Annotated in this window: 19 protein-coding genes; 17 read left to right on the top strand and 2 right to left on the bottom strand. The window is 58.2% G+C overall.

Annotated elements, in window-relative coordinates; all coding sequences use genetic code 11:
* Positions 1-5: 5 nt before the first annotated feature.
* From J3P91_RS11110 to J3P91_RS11090, 5 genes are all read left to right on the top strand, one after another.
* The gene (locus J3P91_RS11110; RefSeq protein ID WP_434604093.1) at positions 6-725 is read left to right on the top strand and encodes a TIGR03759 family integrating conjugative element protein; all 720 of its coding nucleotides are present in this window, start codon (positions 6-8) and stop codon (positions 723-725) included.
* Positions 707-1255, top strand: a complete 549-nt coding sequence (locus J3P91_RS11105) for a lytic transglycosylase (RefSeq protein WP_434604090.1) — start codon at positions 707-709, stop codon at positions 1253-1255. The genes J3P91_RS11110 and J3P91_RS11105 overlap by 19 nt, the downstream gene beginning before the upstream one ends.
* Positions 1252-1767: an integrating conjugative element protein gene (locus tag J3P91_RS11100; RefSeq protein WP_434604087.1), complete on the top strand. Its 516-nt coding sequence runs from the start codon at positions 1252-1254 to the stop codon at positions 1765-1767. Before J3P91_RS11105 ends, J3P91_RS11100 begins: the two co-directional genes overlap by 4 nt.
* A gap of 9 nt (positions 1768-1776) precedes the next feature.
* Entirely contained in the window at positions 1777-3882 is a 2106-nt protein-coding gene (traD, locus tag J3P91_RS11095) for a type IV conjugative transfer system coupling protein TraD (RefSeq protein WP_434604084.1), read from the top strand.
* 90 nt (positions 3883-3972) lie between these two features.
* Positions 3973-4704 (top strand): TIGR03747 family integrating conjugative element membrane protein, encoded by a 732-nt coding sequence (locus J3P91_RS11090; protein ID WP_434604082.1) that lies wholly within the window; start codon positions 3973-3975, stop codon positions 4702-4704.
* A 78-nt stretch (positions 4705-4782) separates the two neighbouring features.
* Here J3P91_RS11090 and J3P91_RS11085 read toward each other — a convergent pair whose 3' ends face one another.
* A complete protein-coding gene (locus J3P91_RS11085; protein WP_434604079.1) occupies positions 4783-5949 on the bottom strand; it encodes a hypothetical protein in 1167 nt (388 codons plus the stop codon).
* A 210-nt stretch (positions 5950-6159) separates the two neighbouring features.
* Between J3P91_RS11085 and J3P91_RS11080 the strand changes: the two genes are divergently transcribed.
* Genes J3P91_RS11080 through J3P91_RS11040 form a run of 9 tightly spaced genes read left to right on the top strand, consistent with a single transcriptional unit; the run spans position 6160 to position 13627 of the window.
* Positions 6160-6495, top strand: a complete 336-nt coding sequence (locus J3P91_RS11080; protein WP_137204805.1) for an RAQPRD family integrative conjugative element protein — start codon at positions 6160-6162, stop codon at positions 6493-6495.
* Positions 6492-6731, top strand: a complete 240-nt coding sequence (locus tag J3P91_RS11075) for a TIGR03758 family integrating conjugative element protein (protein WP_434604075.1) — start codon at positions 6492-6494, stop codon at positions 6729-6731. Before J3P91_RS11080 ends, J3P91_RS11075 begins: the two co-directional genes overlap by 4 nt.
* Positions 6732-6748: 17 nt before the next feature.
* The gene (locus J3P91_RS11070) at positions 6749-7120 is read left to right on the top strand and encodes a TIGR03745 family integrating conjugative element membrane protein (protein WP_434604072.1); all 372 of its coding nucleotides are present in this window, start codon (positions 6749-6751) and stop codon (positions 7118-7120) included.
* A gap of 7 nt (positions 7121-7127) precedes the next feature.
* A complete protein-coding gene (locus tag J3P91_RS11065; protein ID WP_137204802.1) occupies positions 7128-7541 on the top strand; it encodes a TIGR03750 family conjugal transfer protein in 414 nt (137 codons plus the stop codon).
* Positions 7538-8179: a PFL_4703 family integrating conjugative element protein gene (locus J3P91_RS11060; protein WP_014338741.1), complete on the top strand. Its 642-nt coding sequence runs from the start codon at positions 7538-7540 to the stop codon at positions 8177-8179. The genes J3P91_RS11065 and J3P91_RS11060 overlap by 4 nt, the downstream gene beginning before the upstream one ends.
* The gene (locus J3P91_RS11055; RefSeq protein WP_434604067.1) at positions 8176-8988 is read left to right on the top strand and encodes a TIGR03749 family integrating conjugative element protein; all 813 of its coding nucleotides are present in this window, start codon (positions 8176-8178) and stop codon (positions 8986-8988) included. Before J3P91_RS11060 ends, J3P91_RS11055 begins: the two co-directional genes overlap by 4 nt.
* On the top strand, positions 8978-10495 hold the full coding sequence (locus tag J3P91_RS11050) for a TIGR03752 family integrating conjugative element protein (RefSeq protein WP_434604064.1): 1518 nt from the start codon (positions 8978-8980) through the stop codon (positions 10493-10495). Before J3P91_RS11055 ends, J3P91_RS11050 begins: the two co-directional genes overlap by 11 nt.
* On the top strand, positions 10458-10874 hold the full coding sequence (locus tag J3P91_RS11045; protein ID WP_310360511.1) for a TIGR03751 family conjugal transfer lipoprotein: 417 nt from the start codon (positions 10458-10460) through the stop codon (positions 10872-10874). Before J3P91_RS11050 ends, J3P91_RS11045 begins: the two co-directional genes overlap by 38 nt.
* Positions 10874-13627, top strand: a complete 2754-nt coding sequence (locus J3P91_RS11040) for a conjugative transfer ATPase (protein WP_126587184.1) — start codon at positions 10874-10876, stop codon at positions 13625-13627. Before J3P91_RS11045 ends, J3P91_RS11040 begins: the two co-directional genes overlap by 1 nt.
* A gap of 41 nt (positions 13628-13668) precedes the next feature.
* On the opposite strand, the gene J3P91_RS11035 is transcribed toward J3P91_RS11040, so the two are convergent.
* Positions 13669-13845: a LasR-specific antiactivator QslA gene (locus J3P91_RS11035; protein ID WP_249410748.1), complete on the bottom strand. Its 177-nt coding sequence runs from the start codon at positions 13843-13845 to the stop codon at positions 13669-13671.
* Between the two features lie 238 nt (positions 13846-14083).
* Here J3P91_RS11035 and J3P91_RS11030 point away from each other — a divergent pair, with 238 nt between their 5' ends.
* The 3 genes from J3P91_RS11030 to J3P91_RS11020 all read left to right on the top strand — a co-directional run bounded on the left by J3P91_RS11030 (position 14084) and on the right by J3P91_RS11020 (position 16789).
* Positions 14084-14338: a helix-turn-helix domain-containing protein gene (locus J3P91_RS11030; RefSeq protein ID WP_046062023.1), complete on the top strand. Its 255-nt coding sequence runs from the start codon at positions 14084-14086 to the stop codon at positions 14336-14338.
* Positions 14339-14453: 115 nt separating this feature from the next.
* Positions 14454-15410, top strand: coding sequence for a TIGR03756 family integrating conjugative element protein (locus tag J3P91_RS11025; protein WP_434604060.1), 957 nt, complete (start codon positions 14454-14456; stop codon positions 15408-15410).
* Positions 15407-16789 (top strand): integrating conjugative element protein, encoded by a 1383-nt coding sequence (locus J3P91_RS11020; RefSeq protein WP_434604057.1) that lies wholly within the window; start codon positions 15407-15409, stop codon positions 16787-16789. Before J3P91_RS11025 ends, J3P91_RS11020 begins: the two co-directional genes overlap by 4 nt.
* Positions 16790-16792 lie beyond the last annotated feature (3 nt).

Genomic DNA, 16792 nt, shown 5'->3' with positions numbered 1-16792 from the left:
CGATCATGAACCGAGCGCTACTGTCCTCCGTTGTCTGTCTCGTTTCACTGCTTAGCACCGACGCTGCGATGGCTAACCCTGCCACGACACCGTCACGGACCCAGGACACGCAGTCTGCTCCGCTGGAGCGTTCGCACTCTAAACAGGCGGCAAGCTGGGGTCTGACGGAGCAGGAGTGGACACGCTTCGAACAGATCCAAGCCGGGGCGCGTGGTTACTGGAGCCCGAATCTCGATCCGCTGACTGCACTCGGCGTCGAAGCAGAGAACGACCAAGAGCGTCAGCGCTATGCCGAATTGCAGGTAGCGCTGGAAGCCAAACGTGCCGAGCGCGAGTTGGCTTACCAAAATGCTTACACCGCGGCTTGGGCCAAGCTGTTTCCGGGGCTGTTGCCGATTCAGGGTATGGCATCCCCGCCCACCGCTAGCTCACCGGTAGAGCCGCGCCGAGCTTTGTTTGTCGAGGACCATTGCCCAGCGTGCACCGCTGAAGCACAGCGTCTGCAAAGCAGTGATACGGCGTTTGATATTTACCTGGTGGGCAGCCAAGGCGAGGATGAACGCGTCCGTCGCTGGGCTAGGCAAGCGGACATCGATCAGGCCAAGGTCCAACACCGGCAAATCACCCTGAACCATGATCGCGGGCGCTGGTTCAGCCTGGGAGCCCCGAGACAGTTACCCGTCACATTTCAGCAGGTGAACGGACAATGGCAACGTCTCGATTGATTGCTATTGCGCTCCTGCTGACGGTGCACGCCGTCCGGGCAGACGAACTTCCGCCTCCGGCTTATCAACTGGCAGCGCATGACGCCAACGTCCCTTCTACGGTGTTGTTCGCGATTGCCCTGCAGGAGAGTGGCGCCCGCCTCCGTGGTCGACTGCTGCCGTGGCCCTGGACGCTGAATATTGCCGGTAGCCCTTACCGTTTCGCCAATCGTCAGACCGCCTGTCACGCCTTGCTTCAGGCGCTTGCTCGGTATGACGCCAAGCGGGTCGATGCCGGGCTTGGGCAAATCAACCTGGGTTATCACGGACAGCATTTTTCCAGTCCCTGCGAAGCCCTCGAACCCTACCGCAATCTGGCCGTGACTGCCGCGCTGCTGCAAGAGCATCACGCCGTCACCGGTGATTGGGTGTCAGCTGCTGGCCGGTATCACCGCCCGGCAGGAGGAACGCCGGCCGCGCGTTACCGCGCCGGCTTCTCCCGACAACTCGAACAATTGCAGGTTTCCTTCAAACAGGGCACACCACAATGAAGCGAATACCCCTTATCTGCTATTTCATCCTGCTCTTGGCTCCTTTCGCCCAGCCGGAACCGACCGTAGCCGGGGATCAGCCTAGCGACTTCACCCGCCTCCATTTTCAGGTCGCCTGGCCGCCAATAAACAACAAGATCCAGCCTAGTCGGGCCATGCATGCGGACCTGTCCACGTTTGCCGATGAAGCCTGGATACTACCCGTCCACAGCTCTCACTTGAGCCCCGGCCACATCACGTCTCGCGCCCTAAAGATGCCGGGCTTACGCCCATTTTTCCTAGTAGGTGAGGATCCCCAGTCACTGGCTTGGCTGCATCAGCGTGCGACTGAACTGCAAGAAATGGGGGCGGCCGGCCTCGCCGTCGAAGTGACCGATACTCAAGCCCTGGCCCGAATTCGAGCAGCCGCGCCGGGCATCACCATCCTGCCGGTCAACGGCAACGACATCGCCTCTCGCCTGAAAATTGAGCACTACCCTATCTTAATCACAGCCACCTCACTGGAACAGTGAGTCTGGATCATGGCCGAGCATGCGATGGAGTCCAAACTCCGGCCCGCAGTCGAGCTGTATACCGTGGCGATCTGCGTCGCCGCGGCGGTGCTGTGCGTGTATTCGCCCTGGGCCGTCGCCCTATCACCCGAGATCGGTCTGATTGCGGCTCTGGCCTATGCCCTGTTCGGTTTGATCCGCCTCCGACAAGCCTGGGAGGTGTTGCGCTATCGGCGCAATATCCGCCGGCTGCCTCGCTACGAGCTGACCAGCCAGCAGATTCCGGTGAGCCGCAAACGTCTGTTCATGGGCCGAGGCTTTCGCTGGACCCGCCTGCACACCCAGCGCTTAGTCGAGGCCCAGGATCCGGCCGTCGCTCACTACGTCGACCAACCGACCCGTTACCGCCTGGCACGTGGATTCGAACGTCGCCTGGAACATGCACCGTTTCCGCTCTCGACACTGGCCCGGGTCACGGCCTGGGACAGCGCCTTTAATCCGTTGCGCCCTTTACCCCCAGTCGGTGGCTCACCGTTGTTGCATGGGGTTGAGCCGGACGAAACGGAAGTCAGTCTGCCGCTGGGTGAACGAGTCGGACATACCCTCGTGCTGGGCACGACCCGTGTCGGCAAGACGCGGCTCGCCGAGGTGTACATCACCCAAGACATCCATCGCGTCGAACACGAGGTGGTCATTGTCTTCGATCCGAAGGGCGATGCCGACCTGCTCAAGCGCATGTACGTCGAAGCCAAACGCGCCGGTCGGGAGAAAGAGTTTTATGTGTTCCATCTGGGTTGGCCGGAGATCTCCGCCCGCTACAACGCCGTGGGACGCTTCGGGCGCATCTCGGAAGTGGCGTCGCGCATCGCCGGGCAGCTCAGTGGTGAAGGCAACTCGGCGGCATTTCGCGAGTTCGCCTGGCGTTTCGTCAACATCATCGCCCGCGCCCTGATCGAGTTGGGCCGACGCCCAGACTACCTACAAATCCAACGGCATGTGGTCAACATCGACGCATTGTTCATTGAGTATGCCCAGCAATTTTTCGCCAGAACCGATCCGAAAGCATGGGAAGTGATCGTCCAGCTTGAAGGCAAGCTCACCGAAAAAAACATTCCCCGGCATATGGTGGGACGCGAAAAACGCGTGGTGGCCATCGAGCAGTACCTGGCGGTGAAGCGGGTATTTGATCCCGTAATGGACGGGCTGCGTTCGGCGGTGCGCTACGACCGTACTTACTTTGACAAAATCGTTGCCTCGCTACTGCCGCTGCTGGAGAAACTCACCACCGGCAAGACCGCCCAGTTACTGGCCCCCAACTACACCGACCTGGATGACCCGCGGCCGATCTTCGACTGGATGCAGATCATCCGAAAACGCGGCATCGTCTACGTTGGTCTGGATGCACTGACCGACGCCGAGGTGGCCGCCGCGGTGGGCAATTCCATGTTCGCAGACTTGGTCTCGGTCGCCGGACACATCTACAAACACGGCATCGACCATGGCCTGCCCGCATCGGGCAGTAGCAGTGACAAGCTGCCGATCAACCTCCACGCCGATGAGTTCAACGAGTTGATGGGTGATGAATTCATCCCGCTGATCAACAAGGGCGGTGGCGCTGGCATCCAGGTGACGGCTTACACCCAGACCCTCAGTGATATCGAAGCGCGCATTGGTAATCGCGCCAAGGCCGGCCAGGTTATTGGTAACTTCAATACGTTGCAGATGCTCCGCGTACGCGAGACCGCCACCGCGGAGCTGCTCACACAGCAGTTGCCCAAGGTTAACGTGCTGACCAAGACCCTGGTGTCGGGTGCCACCGATACCTCCGATCCTGAAGCCAACACGGACTTCACCTCGTCCTCACAGGACCGTGTCAGCAGCACCAGTGTGCCGCTGATCGAACCCGCACACATCGTCGGTTTGCCCAAAGGGCAAATGTTCTCTTTCCAGGCCGGTGGGCAGCTCTGGAAAGTGCGCATGCCATTGCCAAAACCCTCTAACGACGATGCCATGCCCAAGGACCTACAGGAGCTCACCCAGCGAATGCGGGCCACCTACAACGAGCAGGCAGGGCAATGGTGGAGCGCAAGCGGTGGCGGCCCAACAACCAACTTCGATCTGGATCAGGTGGGATAGCCCGCCCCTGCCTCAGGTTTCGATTCAGCAGAAAACTGTCCAGAAGGCGTCGTGACGACATCAATACTGCAGCGCGCAATGGAGTGAACGATGGCGAGTTCCGTCCGGCACACGCCGCCACAACCGGTCCAGCGCTCGGGGTTAATCATCTCGGCGACCGCCTTAATCCTGCGCATCATCGGATTGCTGATCGCCTCGTTGCTGTTCTCGATCTTCATAGAGTTCGCCGGCCTGCTGCTCTTCTGGGGCGATCAGGGCTGGCGACACAGCCAGGCCATGTTGAATAGCGAAGTGGGATGGCTCAGCGAGCACTTCCAAGCTTCACTCATCATCCAACAGCCTGGACAGACGATTGTCCAGTGGCTGGATTTTCTCAATCAGTGGCTGTTGGTCAAGACTGGCTTTGCGGATTTTGCCCGGCAGGCGCGGGTGTCGAGCCAGGGTATCGGCTTCTGGAGTTGGACCAATCAGCTGTACGTGAGCATTGAAGATTTCGTGCTGGCCGCAGTGTATGTGACATTTACCTTCATGGTGCGCCTAGCCATTCTGATCCTGGCCACCCCCTTATTTTTGCTAGCCATGTTCACTGGTTTTATCGATGGCTTGATACGCCGAGACCTGCGTAAATTTGGCGCAGGTCGGGAAAGTAGCTTTGTATACCACCGTGCAAAACGGACTTTGATACCGCTATTGATTATGCCCTGGATCATCTACCTATTATTGCCCATTACATTCAATCCAACGGCCGTTTTTATTCCCTGCGCCGTGATGCTCGGTGTAGCCACTGCCTTGACGACAACCACATTCAAAAAATACATTTAAACAATCCACCTGAAGTACAACCAAGGAACTCACAGCACTCCTACCCAAGTGAGCCGGAAAACCAGAATGACTTGTCACTTAGCGAGCCCTCAGCTTTATAAGGAACCACCACTTAAAAAATATTACTCTCAATGCTCGCAACAACCACGAGCGCGACTTCATGTTACCCTCTCCTATTATTGACAATGTCGCTGTTGCAGCCTTGCCGCCGGCAAGAAAAGAAACAATACAAAAGAGGAAATACTTTAGATTTTCGTGCTCGCGACTCAGTTTAACTTTATCGACTAACTTTCCAAGCTTGTCATAAAGTTTAGCTACACGCTCCCCATGGGCATTCAATGGAATGTAATCTTTGCTACCAAACTCCTGACTACTTATCATTAGATGGGAAGGCGTTTCACGGCACGCGTCACTGCCGTTATGAGTACAAAAATAAGCATTTATCCTAGCGATATCATTGGGATCTGGTAATGATTGCAGCCACGAATCTCCGTATCGCCTCAATTCTGGCTCATCCCCGACGCTATTTAGCGATAATGTCGAATACACATTGATAGCGGACTTGCAGACTGCATTTTCGGCCGCTGAAAAAGAGGTGTCGGTTAGACAACTCCCCTTCAAGCTTTGATACCGACCTTTATAAAATAGCAAATAATCCCCTAGTAATTTATTAGTATCAACCATTTGATCGCGATCAAATCTTGCTTGAGAGTCAACCACCAAATACATACATCCCACCAGGCTTAACATACACCACAGATGGTCATAGCCACGCTTAAACTTCGGGCTTTTGAATAAATTTGCGACAATTAAAACAATCGACCACCCCAAGACGAACGCAAGTAAGAAATTTATCCCGCTACTCCAAAAACCCCCTATATAGCCCGCCCCCAGATTAAAGCTTTCAGGAATAAGTAACCACCAACTCGGCGAGAACCCAGCCAATGATAAAACCCCAGGAAAAAACACGACCAACAAACCCAACAGGCCCGGCTTATGCCCTAGAACATAAGCACCTCTGACAAATATAAAGCCCATCAAAACCAAGAGCATGAAAAAAAACGTAGAGATTATTTTAACGCCCGCAACGGGACTAAGATTCAATAACGGGTACGGTATACCTGGCTCGTATATGCCATTAAAATAACCAAACCACCCAATCCCTTCTAGGTTCTGCGCTACCCCATAAGAGGCAATGAAAGATACCCAATAATATGGTTTTATAAACAGATAAACCCATTGCATAAAAACTTCTCCCTAAAAACCGACTTCATGTCCAAAAGCGAGGAGGTAACACCTCGGCACAACCCTATCGTCGGCGTATGTGAACCGCGCAAATCACGAACACCCAAGAGGTCAATCGCCCTCAAAAACGATTGTCTCTGCTTCAGTTTTCCTAGGGATTTAGCTAGTCACTTTCACAATCCTGCACGTGAGAATCCAGAGCCAATCGCCATGCTTACTCCCTTCATCCCCCGCCCTCTGATTTCCATATTGTTGGTGGCGTGCAGCTGCGCCAACGCGACACCCAGTCAAGAACCGGTTGAGATGGAGCTCATCCAAAAACAGCTTGAGGTTACCGAGCACCTCGCGAATCGCGCAAATACAAACAATACTCTAGGCACGTCCACACGATATCGCTTCGACTATCCCCGCCTAATTCAAGACATCCAGCGCATCCGCCACGGTGTGCAGGATTATCTTTCCCCTTCTCGCGCTCAACCCCGCGATCCCGCCGAACTCGTCGGCGATTACCGCCTCGACACCCCGCTAACGGAGCCGTCGCCATGAGCATGACTGACGCTCAGACCGCTGCGTTCCAAAACGCCTCCGGCTTCGCACCGCAAAGCAGTTCGACGCTCTGGCTGTCCCTGGTTCTCGTCCTGGTATTGCTCTGGTGCGCCTGGGTGATGTGGACGGCTTACCGAGGGTGGGCGACTGGCAGTGTGCGCTTTGGAGACTTCGGCGGCATTGCCGCGCGCGTTTTGCTCGCCCTACTCGTCCTGATGTTCTTCACCTTGTCCTAATCTAGGAGATCGCCGCCATGCTCAAGTATTTTTCCCCCCTGAAAAACAACCTGCGCGATCGTGCCAGCCAGCGCCTAATCGGTCTGTTGTTGGTGCTCGGTCCAAGCCTGGCTTTTGCCGATCTCCCCACTATGGAAGCGCCTTCTCGTGGTGAAGGTTCCGGGTTGATCGAGACGATCAAAAACTACGCCTACGACGGCGGCATCCTGCTCGGTCTGCTGATCGCTCTGCTCGCGTTTCTCGGCGTGGCCTGGCACTCCCTGACCGTCTATGCCGACGTGCAGAACCAGCGCAAGACCTGGAAGGACCTCGGCGCCGTGGTAGGCATCGGCGCCTTGCTGGTGGTGATCATTATCTGGTTCTTAACCAAGGCTGCCGCAATTCTGTGAGGCCGACATGAACGACACTATCGAACGCCTTGCCGACGGCACCTTAGTGTTTCTGCCTGAGCGACTCAATCGTGATCCTGCCGTGTTGCGCGGTTTGACTAATGATGAGATGTGGGTAGCGCTCGGTACCGGCGCAATCATTGGGCTGGTGCTGGGAGTTCCTCTGGCGATTGCCACCGCCTCCATTGCCGTGGCGCCAACCAGCATGATCGCAGGCATGGCGGTAGTGTTATTGGCCGGTGGGGCGCTACTGCGTCGGGCCAAACGAGCCCGCCCCGAGACCTGGTTATACCGCAAAATCGAATGGGTCCTCGCCAGCCGTTGGCGCCTGGGTCGCGGAAGTTTGATCCTTCACTCCGGCGCCTGGACGGTTCGCCGCTCGCGTCGGCTGCGCCCTGCTCTGTCCCGGTGGCAGCGATGAGCCGCTTTCGAAACAAGGTCGATGCCCAACAGGCGCATATCTTCAGCCTGCGTTTGGCGGTAATGATCCTTGCCCTGGTCTGTGCCGGGCTCTGGTACGGCTGGCGTTCGGCACCGACCGATCTGACCGTGCATGTACCACCAGATCTGCGCTCGGGCAGCACTCGCAAGTGGTGGGATATCCCCTCAGAAAATATCTATGCCTTTGCCCTGTATATCTTTGGTCAGCTAAACCGCTGGCCCTCGGATGGCGAGCAGGATTATCGCCGCGCCATCTATGGCTTGCAGTCCTACCTGACACCTGCCTGCAAAGCCTTCCTCGACGGCGACTACGAATACCGCAAGGCCGCCGGTGAACTGCGCCAGCGAGTGCGCGGGGTCTACGAAATTCTGGGCCGCGGTTACAGCGAAGATCCGGAACTCAGGGTCAAGCAACTCGACCGCGACAGCTGGCTGGTCACCCTCGACCTCAACGCTGATGAATATTACGCCGCGGAACCGGTGAAACGGGTGGTGGTGCGCTATCCACTACGCGTGGTGCGGTTCGACCTCGATCCCGAACACAACAAGTGGGGACTGGCACTGGATTGTTATCAAGGCACGCCACAAAAAATCGCTCTGCCTGGAGGTGATTCATGAAGCGGATTTCTACCCCGGCGCTCACCATCGCACTGATGCTATGGGGAGTTGCAGCGCAGGCCGTCGAGTTGATGCGCTGGGAACGCCTCCCTCTCGCGGTCCCACTGGTGATCAATCAGGAGCGGGTGGTCTTTGTCGATGAGGCTGTTCGCGTCGGAGTGCCCTCAACCCTGACGGGCAAGCTGCGCGTGCAATCAACTGGCGGCACGCTGTACCTGCGCGCGTCGGAGGCCATCGCCCCGACCCGCCTACAGCTGCAATCTGTCGCGACGGGAGAGATCATCCTCTTGGACATTGCGGCCACGCCTGGCGATCAACCGCTGGAACCCGTGCGTATTCTTAAGAATACTCAGGAGCAGCCTACCGAGGCTGAATCCAGCACCGTCCCTGTTCCAGAACGTACGCCAATCCCAGTCGCTTTGACACGCTACGCCGCGCAAAGCCTGTATGCGCCGCTACGCACCGTGGAGTCCCTGCCCGGCGTACGCCGCGTCCCGCTCAAGCTGCGCACCGAACTGCCAACCCTGCTGCCGATCGAACACGTGTCCAGCACGCCCATCGCCGCCTGGCGACTCGGTGATTACTGGGTGACGGCCGTGAAGCTGCGCAATCGTGGTTCAGAGACGGTGCAACTCGATCCACGTCGACTTCAGGCCAAGCTATTCGCCGCGGCTTTCCAGCATGCTTTCCTCGGACCTGTCGGCAGCGCTGAAGACACCACGATCGCCTACCTTGTCACCCGCAGTGTCGGCCTTGAGCAAGCCGTGCTGTTCCCGGCCGTTTCGCGAGGTGCTGGCGATGAAAGCTAACGCCTTGCTCAAATGGCTGGTACCGGCTGCGCTGCTGGGCGTGGTGTTGATTATCCTGAAAACTTGGGTCGCGGGTGGCAGCAGTTCCTCTCCAGAGAAGTCGGTTGATCAAGGCAATCTTCAGCTATCCGCCGAGCAAGCCAAGTCGCTCGGTATTGCGGGCGATACCCCCCGCGATACGGTCGCAACCCTGGTCGGCCAGGTGAAGGCCATGCGCAGCGACATGCTCGGTTTGAAGAAACACAACGATTCGCTGCAGACGGAAAACAACCGCCTGCGCGAGCGGGAAAACAATGTTGATTCGCGTATCCAGACGGCGCTTGGCAGCGTGACTCAACAGGTCGACGAAGGTCGACGACAAGCCAACGAGGCTCGACTCAAAGCGGAACAAGACAGTCGCCAGGCCCGTGGTCTGCTGGCGCAATTGCAGGAGCAGCTGTCAGGGCTGACCGGCAAAGACAAGGGTATGCCTATCGGACTGGGGCTTGAGCCGGGCGACGGCTCCCAGTTCGAACGGCAGCATTCTGCCAATGATGCACTGCTGTGGATTGAGCCCTCGGATGCTCTGTCCACCGCCCCCCAGGGCAGAACCAAGACCGCGTCCACCCTGAGTCTGCCTACTGCCTTCAACACACTGGAGGGTTTGAAGGACAATGCCATCGACCGCAGCCAGAAGCAGTTACACGAGGTCACCAAGGGTGAACATGACCTGACACGCTCCGCTGATCGTACCGAAGGCGCGAAGCCGGTCTACACCATTCCCGAAAACGCAACATTGATGGGTTCGGTCGCCATGACCGCGCTGATCGGCCGAGTCCCAGTCGACGGCACCGTGAATGATCCCTATCCCTTCAAAGTACTGGTGGGCCCCGAGAACCTGACCGCCAACGGCATCGATCTGCCGGACGTCGCGGGGGCCGTTATGAGCGGCACGGCATCCGGTGACTGGACCCTGTCGTGCGTACGCGGACAGGTCGAGTCAATCACCTTTGTGTTTACTGACGGCACCATCCGCACGATGCCTCAGCCGAAGGCAGTGGCCAGCCGCAATGCCTCCACCACCCAGAGCTCGAACACCGACAAGATTCGTGGCGGACTCGGTTACCTATCCGATCCATATGGCATCCCGTGCATTGCCGGCGAACGCCGCTCAAACGCTCAACAGTACCTCGGCAGCCAGAGTTTGATCACTGCCGCCGGCGCCAGTGTCGCCGCCTTGCTCGGGGATGAGCAGAACAACAGCAGCGTGATCAGTTCGGGCGGCAGTACGCTTGGGGTCACCAGCAGCAGTGGCAATAGCGCGCTGAATTCAATTCTCAGTGGTGGGGTCAGCGACATCCGCGGGTGGATCAACAAATTGTATGGCGAGACCTTTGCTGCCGTGTACGTGCCACCGGCCGCCCAAGTCGCGCTGCACCTCGACCATGAAATCACCATCGACTACGAGCCCAAGGGCCGGAGCGTACGCCATGAAAAAATCCACGTTTCCCTGCCTGACCTGGATTAGCGTGTTTTCCTTGGTCCTCACAGGGTGCTCCACCGACAAGGAGACGCTGCTGCCCCATGGCGAGCAAACCATGATGGATATCTGGAATGGCGCCGGTTCGCAAGGCACTCAGCAGCAACTGCTGGATGCTCGGCAGCAGCTACGCCGTCCGCTGGCTCAGGCAGATTCCTCCGCGTCTCTTCAGGAACCGTATACGCGCACCGCGGCGAACGAGATCCACAATCTGTTCCCTCGCCTGCCCAATCCCGATCTGGTGCTGTACGTGTATCCGCATTTGAGTGGTACCGAGCAGGCACCGGTCCCGGGGTACTCAACCGTCTTTCCGTTCTACCAACGGGTGCAGTACGCATTACCGGGTGAACGTCAGGAAGACTTATAGTGCCTACCGGCGACTCGGGTGAGGGCTCTTCTGCGTGGAAAGCCTGGCGCCACCCATTGCGCCCTCGTGCCACCTTGGCCGATGAGGCCGCATTGTATGCGCACCACCCCAGCTTCACCGATCACCTGCCATGGGTCGAATACCTCGACACCGAACAGTGTTTTCTGCTGGATGACAATCGCTCGGTGGGTGCGGTGTTCGAGTTGCTGCCCATCGGCACCGAAGGGCGCGAACCTGATTGGCTGATGGCGGCCCGCGATGCCCTTGAAGACGCCCTACAGGATAGCTTTGACGAGCTGGATCAAGCGCCTTGGGTGGCGCAGTTTTTCTGCCAGGACGATAACGACTTCACCCCCTACCTGACCCGGCTCACCGATTATATTCAGGACAGCGCACGAGGCACCGTCTTCACCCAGGCGTATTTGGCGCTCAGCCGCCATCATCTGAAGGCCATCGTCAAGCCCGGTGGTTTGTTTGAGGATAAGGTGGTGACGCGCCTGCCCTGGCGTGGCAATAACCGACGGGTGCGCCTGGTGGTCTATCGCTGGTTTGAGTCTGACGCTGATGAGACGGGACTCACCCCAGTGCAATCCCTGCAACAGGCTTGCGAACGTATCAGTGCTTCCTTGCAGGCGTGCGGCGTGCAATCGACACGAGTCGATGGCCGAGGTTTGTATGCCTGGTTGTTGCCCTGGTTCAATCCGGCACCCAAGCTCACCGATGAAGCGCCCGAAGAATTCTACCGCCGCGTGGCCTATCCAGAGTCGAGCGAAGATGAGTCACTAGAACTGCCCTTCGATCACGACTTTGCCGAGCGGCTGTTCTTCAACGAACCGCGTTCGGATGTGCAGCACGGACTCTGGTTTTTCGACGATCAGCCCCACCGGGTGATGGTGGTGGACAAACTGCGGCGGGCACCGTCGATTGGTCAACTCACCGGGGAAGCCCGCAAGGGTGACGCGGTGAATGCGCTGTTTGACCAGTTGCCTGAAGGCACAGTGATGAGCCTGACTCTAGTGATCAAGCCGCAGGACATGCTCGAGGAGCAGTTAAACCGCCTAGCGCGCAAATCCATAGGAGAAAACCTGGCCTCAACCCAGACCCGCCAGGATGTTGAAGAGGCTCGCGCGATCATTGGCCGCCAGCACAAGCTGTACCGGGGCACACTGGCGTTTTACGTGCGCGGTCACGATGAGCAGCAATTGCACCAGCGCTCGGTCAGCCTGGCCAGCGCACTGCTGGGTGCGGGGCTGCAACCGGTAGGCGAAGGCGATGAGGTCGCCGCCTGCAACAGTTACCTGCGTTGGCTACCAATGGCTTACAACCCGGCCCGCGACACGCGCAACTGGTACACGCGCCTGATGTTTGCCCAGCACCTGGCGAATCTGCTCCCGGTATGGGGCCGCAGTACAGGTACCGGCCACCCGGGCATCACCCTGTTCAATCGTGGTGGCTCGCCGTTGAGCTTTGATCCATTGTCACGCCTAGATCGGGCCATGAACGGCCATCTGCTGTTGTTCGGCCCCACCGGCGCCGGCAAGTCGGCCACCCTGGTCACCCTACTGATGCAGGTCATGGCCGTGTACCGCCCTCGCCTGTTTATCGTCGAGGCCGGCAACTCATTCGGCTTGCAGGGTGATTACTTCGCAACTCAGGGCTTGTCGGTCAATAAGGTCCAATTAAAACCTGGCGCCTCGGTCAGTCTCGCCCCGTTCGCCGATGCCTGGCGCCTGGTCGAGCAACCGGATCAGGTGGCGAGTCTGTCGATTGATGAGCTGGACGATGAGGCGGCAGCAAGTCGAGAAGACCAACGCGATGTTCTTGGCGAACTGGAAATCACCGCCCGGCTGATGATCACCGGCGGCGAGGCTAAGGAAGAGGCGCGCCTGAGTCGAGCCGATCGCAGCTTAATCCGCGAGTGCATTCTCGATGCGGCACAGACCTGTGTCGCGTCGTGTCGACAGGTATTGACCCACGATGTGCGCGACGCGTTGCTGCGCGTCGCCGCCGACACGCACTTGCCGGAGAAGCGTCGTGAGCGTGCCCAGGAAATGGGTGAATCCATCGACCTGTTTTGCCAGGGTTTCGAGGGTGAACTGTTCGATCGCGAAGGCACACCTTGGCCCGAAAGCGATGTGACCATTGTCGATCTCGCCACTTACGCTCGCGAAGGCTACGAGGCCCAGATGTCCATCAGCTACATCAGCCTGATGAACACCGTGAACAACCTGGCCGAGCGCGACCAGTACCTGGGCCGACCGATCATCATGGTCACTGACGAGGGCCATATCATCACCAAAAACCCGCTGCTGGCGCCATTCGTGGTCAAGGGAACCAAGATGTGGCGCAAGCTCGGAGCCTGGTTCTGGCTGGCGACGCAAAACCTTGCCGACTTTCCTTCCGCCGCGCAGACCATGCTGAACATGATCGAATGGTGGATTTGTTTGAACATGCCGCCCGCGGAAAGCGAAGAAATAGCACGCTTCAAGAAGCTCACGCCTGCACAGAAATCTTTGTTGCTCTCAGCTAGCAAAGAACCGGGGAAATATACCGAGGGAGTGGTGCTGTCGAAAAAGCTCGAAACGCTGTTTCGAGCAGTGCCGCCCAGCCTTTACCTCGCCCTGGCCATGACGGAACCCGAGGAAAAAGCAGAGCGCTGGACATTGATGCAGAACATTGGCTGCTCGGAGTTGGAAGCCGCTTACCGGGTAGCTGAACGGATCGATAGAGCGCGAGGCATAGAATCCGCATAGGGAAATCTAATCAAGTATCGCACTCTAAAGCAAGCGGCCGGTTACTGCGATGCGCCTCGAAGCCGCTGCTGAATCCTCAACAAGAATCCGGCTTCAAAAGCATCTTGGCAGTCACCGATAGGAAAGGTCTTGCGTGTTTGGGCCAGCTCCCACCACAGTGGAGTCTCGCCGGGAGTACCGAGCCAAGCCTGGGCGCATTGCACGCCGCGTTCGATCATAGGCGCAAATTCGCTGCCCCACGGCGTCAGAAGGCTCGGGCAACCATCCGCCGCCGGAACTGAAACGTAATTTTCGTCCATAGACACCTTAGCTTTCGATTATTTATTAATGCTCGGTCTGTTCCAAGCAGCATAGAAACAAAACTGACACTCGGCTTAAGCATCAAAAAGCCTGAATCAGAGCAAATGTAGACTATATCCCGTGGATTGAGAGTCCCTCAAGGCGCAGTTTGCGCGCATGACTCAAGACTACGAACAGCTCCGTCTGCAACTCGCGGAAAACATCCGCTCGATGCGACGCGTGAAGAACCTTACCCAGGAGCAATTGGCGCTCATGGCCGAGGTGGATCGTACCTACGTGAGCCAAATCGAGCGAGGGGTAGGCAACCCGTCGTTATTGGTCCTCTGCAAACTCGCCAACATTTTCGAGATCAAAACGGATCAGCTGCTCATCGAGTCTGACGCGCTTGCTCGTACGCTGAGCGCTGAATGACCCTCTGCTCATCTAGAAGATCGCTGTAAACCGACTATCCTGCTTTCGGCTTTCTCACTGACACCCTTCTCTCGATCATTGAACCTGTCCAGGCCATACACCCAGAGCCTGGATCATGTCTGCTGCCTGCCCGTATATTTCGCCCCAGAAGTTACATCCTTTGGTGCTGAGCATTCTGCTGGCATCCGGGTCAAGCGTGGCGCTGGATACGGGCAGCATTACCGCCTCCGTGCTTTCTCCAGACTGCCTCGAGTACAGGGTCGTCGGCATCTGCTTCTGGTTGCTCTGCACCCCTTTTGGCTGCACGGTTAAAACCTCAACCAAGGTTCGTCACTTCATTCCTGAACTGGTGGTCTCGAGCTATACCACCACCGGCAGCAATCCGTGGACCGAGATGGCCGCTCTCTCGTACCCCATCAGCGGTGCGGAAGGTGGCGGTAACCTGATCACGCCGAACACTCAGCGCGATAACCTGCCTCGTTTCAAAAATGTTGATGGCATTGGCCACCCCGGCGGCTGGGCCGCCACGCAACTTGCCTCGCAATCCGGCTACGCCTGCGCCAGCGGCGCCACTGCGTTCGTGCCCTACTATCTGAGCACTTTGGACTCACTGGCCTGGCGTCATGGCATCCCAGAAAGCCTTTACCCCGAGTCGCTCGCGCCCGGGATCCGTGAAATCGGTCGTCAGCTCGCAGGAAACATGTGGGGCAGCATCTATCCCCGGCAAGGATTTTTGGTGCAACCCGACGACTTCAAAGCCGCTGCGGTGATGGCGCAGCGAGCGGGTGACGTCATTACCCGCAACTGGCAACCGCACGTGTATGTCCCGCTCACACCCGTACCACGCGATGGTTATTGGCCGCCTGGCCCAATCGTTGAAAACGACGCTTCGACCCACAAATGGCAATTGCTCTCCCCCGTGGTTCAACCCACATGCGCCATCTTCCCCAACGATCCGGTGCAGAGCGCGGATGGCGGCTATGCCTGGTCGCTGTGGCGTCCCTATAGCTGCTGCAAGCGTGAGGGACAGACCTTCCTGTTCAGCATCGACTTCGAAGGTGGTGCTTCATGAGTTGGCTTCTTGCAGAACCATGGTTAAGCCCGATGACTTTGTTGCTCTGCGGACTGCTCGCAATAGCCACGCATGCCCACGCCGCCGAGGACGATTACCGCTTAGGCACCCAAGGCGAAGTGCTCGACGATCGGGTGATGTACACCATCGGTGGCGGCTCGGCAGCGGGCTCGCCGAGCTCGCTCTATCGCCCCAACGGGCTCGGTGTCGGCGGATCCTGGCAGGCGAACATGATGTGCGGAAACATGAGCCTCACCAACACCCTGCAAAACCAGTTGAACGGCGTCACCGAAGGGTTCCAGCAGATCATGGGCGGCATTGTGCAGAACGCGACCCAAGCAGTGATGTCGCTGCCGGCGTTGATCATCCAGCGTGCCAACCCGGGTCTCTATGAGTTGTTGAGCAACGGAGTGATGCAGGGGCGTATCGACTTCGACCGTTCCAAGCTGACCTGCCAGGCCATGGCTGAGAAGATGGCGGACAAGGTCGGTCAAGCCGGCTGGGGTGCATTGGCCAAGAACCAGGAAATGCAGGGCAACCTCGAACAAACCGACGGTGATGCGGTGGCTGCGGTGAAAAACACCGAGGCCCGTAACGGCAACAATGGGGTGTCTTGGGTCGGCGGGCAGAAGGCTGGAGGCAGCGGACAAACACCCATCCGGGCAACTTCCGATGTGGTGCGCGCGGGTTATAACCTGCTGCATAACCGCGCAGTGGATGACAACACCTCGATCAGTAACAGTGATTGCCTGGGCGGCGCTATTTGCCAGGCATGGACCTCACCGCAAGAGGAGTCCGAATGGGCTGTTCGCGTGTTGGGCGAGACCGAAGTCGCGACCTGCAACACCTGCGAGACTCTGCGGGCTACCGCAGGCAGCGGACTGACGCCGCTGATCCAGGAGGCCTACAGTGAACACCTCAAAACCCTGCAAGGCTTACTGTCCGGATCTCTGCCGCCGAACCCTGACAATCTGAGCAAAGCCTCCAGCCCGATGCTGCCGGTGACTCGCGGTGTGATCGAAGCCCTGCGCGACGATCCTGATCAGGAACTCCTGGCGCGGCGCTTGGCCAGCGAGACGGCCCTGTCCAGCGTACTCGACAAAGCGCTCCTGCTATTGCGCACGCTGCTGGCAGGCAGCCACGAACCTAACATCGCTTCCGCCGAACCGGCCCAAACGGCCTTGACGAAAAACATCGACACACTGGAGCGCGAGATACGCCTGCTACAAACCGAGTTGCAGGTCCGACAGATGCTCACAACCAATACTGCCAGCCTCGTGCTCGATCGACATGCCGGAGGTGCCGATGCGTCGCGCACCGTCGAGCAAGGCGACCCCGAACCAGGCCGACTCAACGACGCTGACGCCAGGCGCAAGTGAGCC

The organism is Pseudomonas sp. Z4-7, assembly GCF_051131965.1.
Taxonomy (GTDB): Bacteria; Pseudomonadota; Gammaproteobacteria; order Pseudomonadales; family Pseudomonadaceae; genus Aquipseudomonas.
Note: the sequence above shows the minus strand (reverse complement) of the source record. Positions and strands in the feature narration are given on the sequence as shown.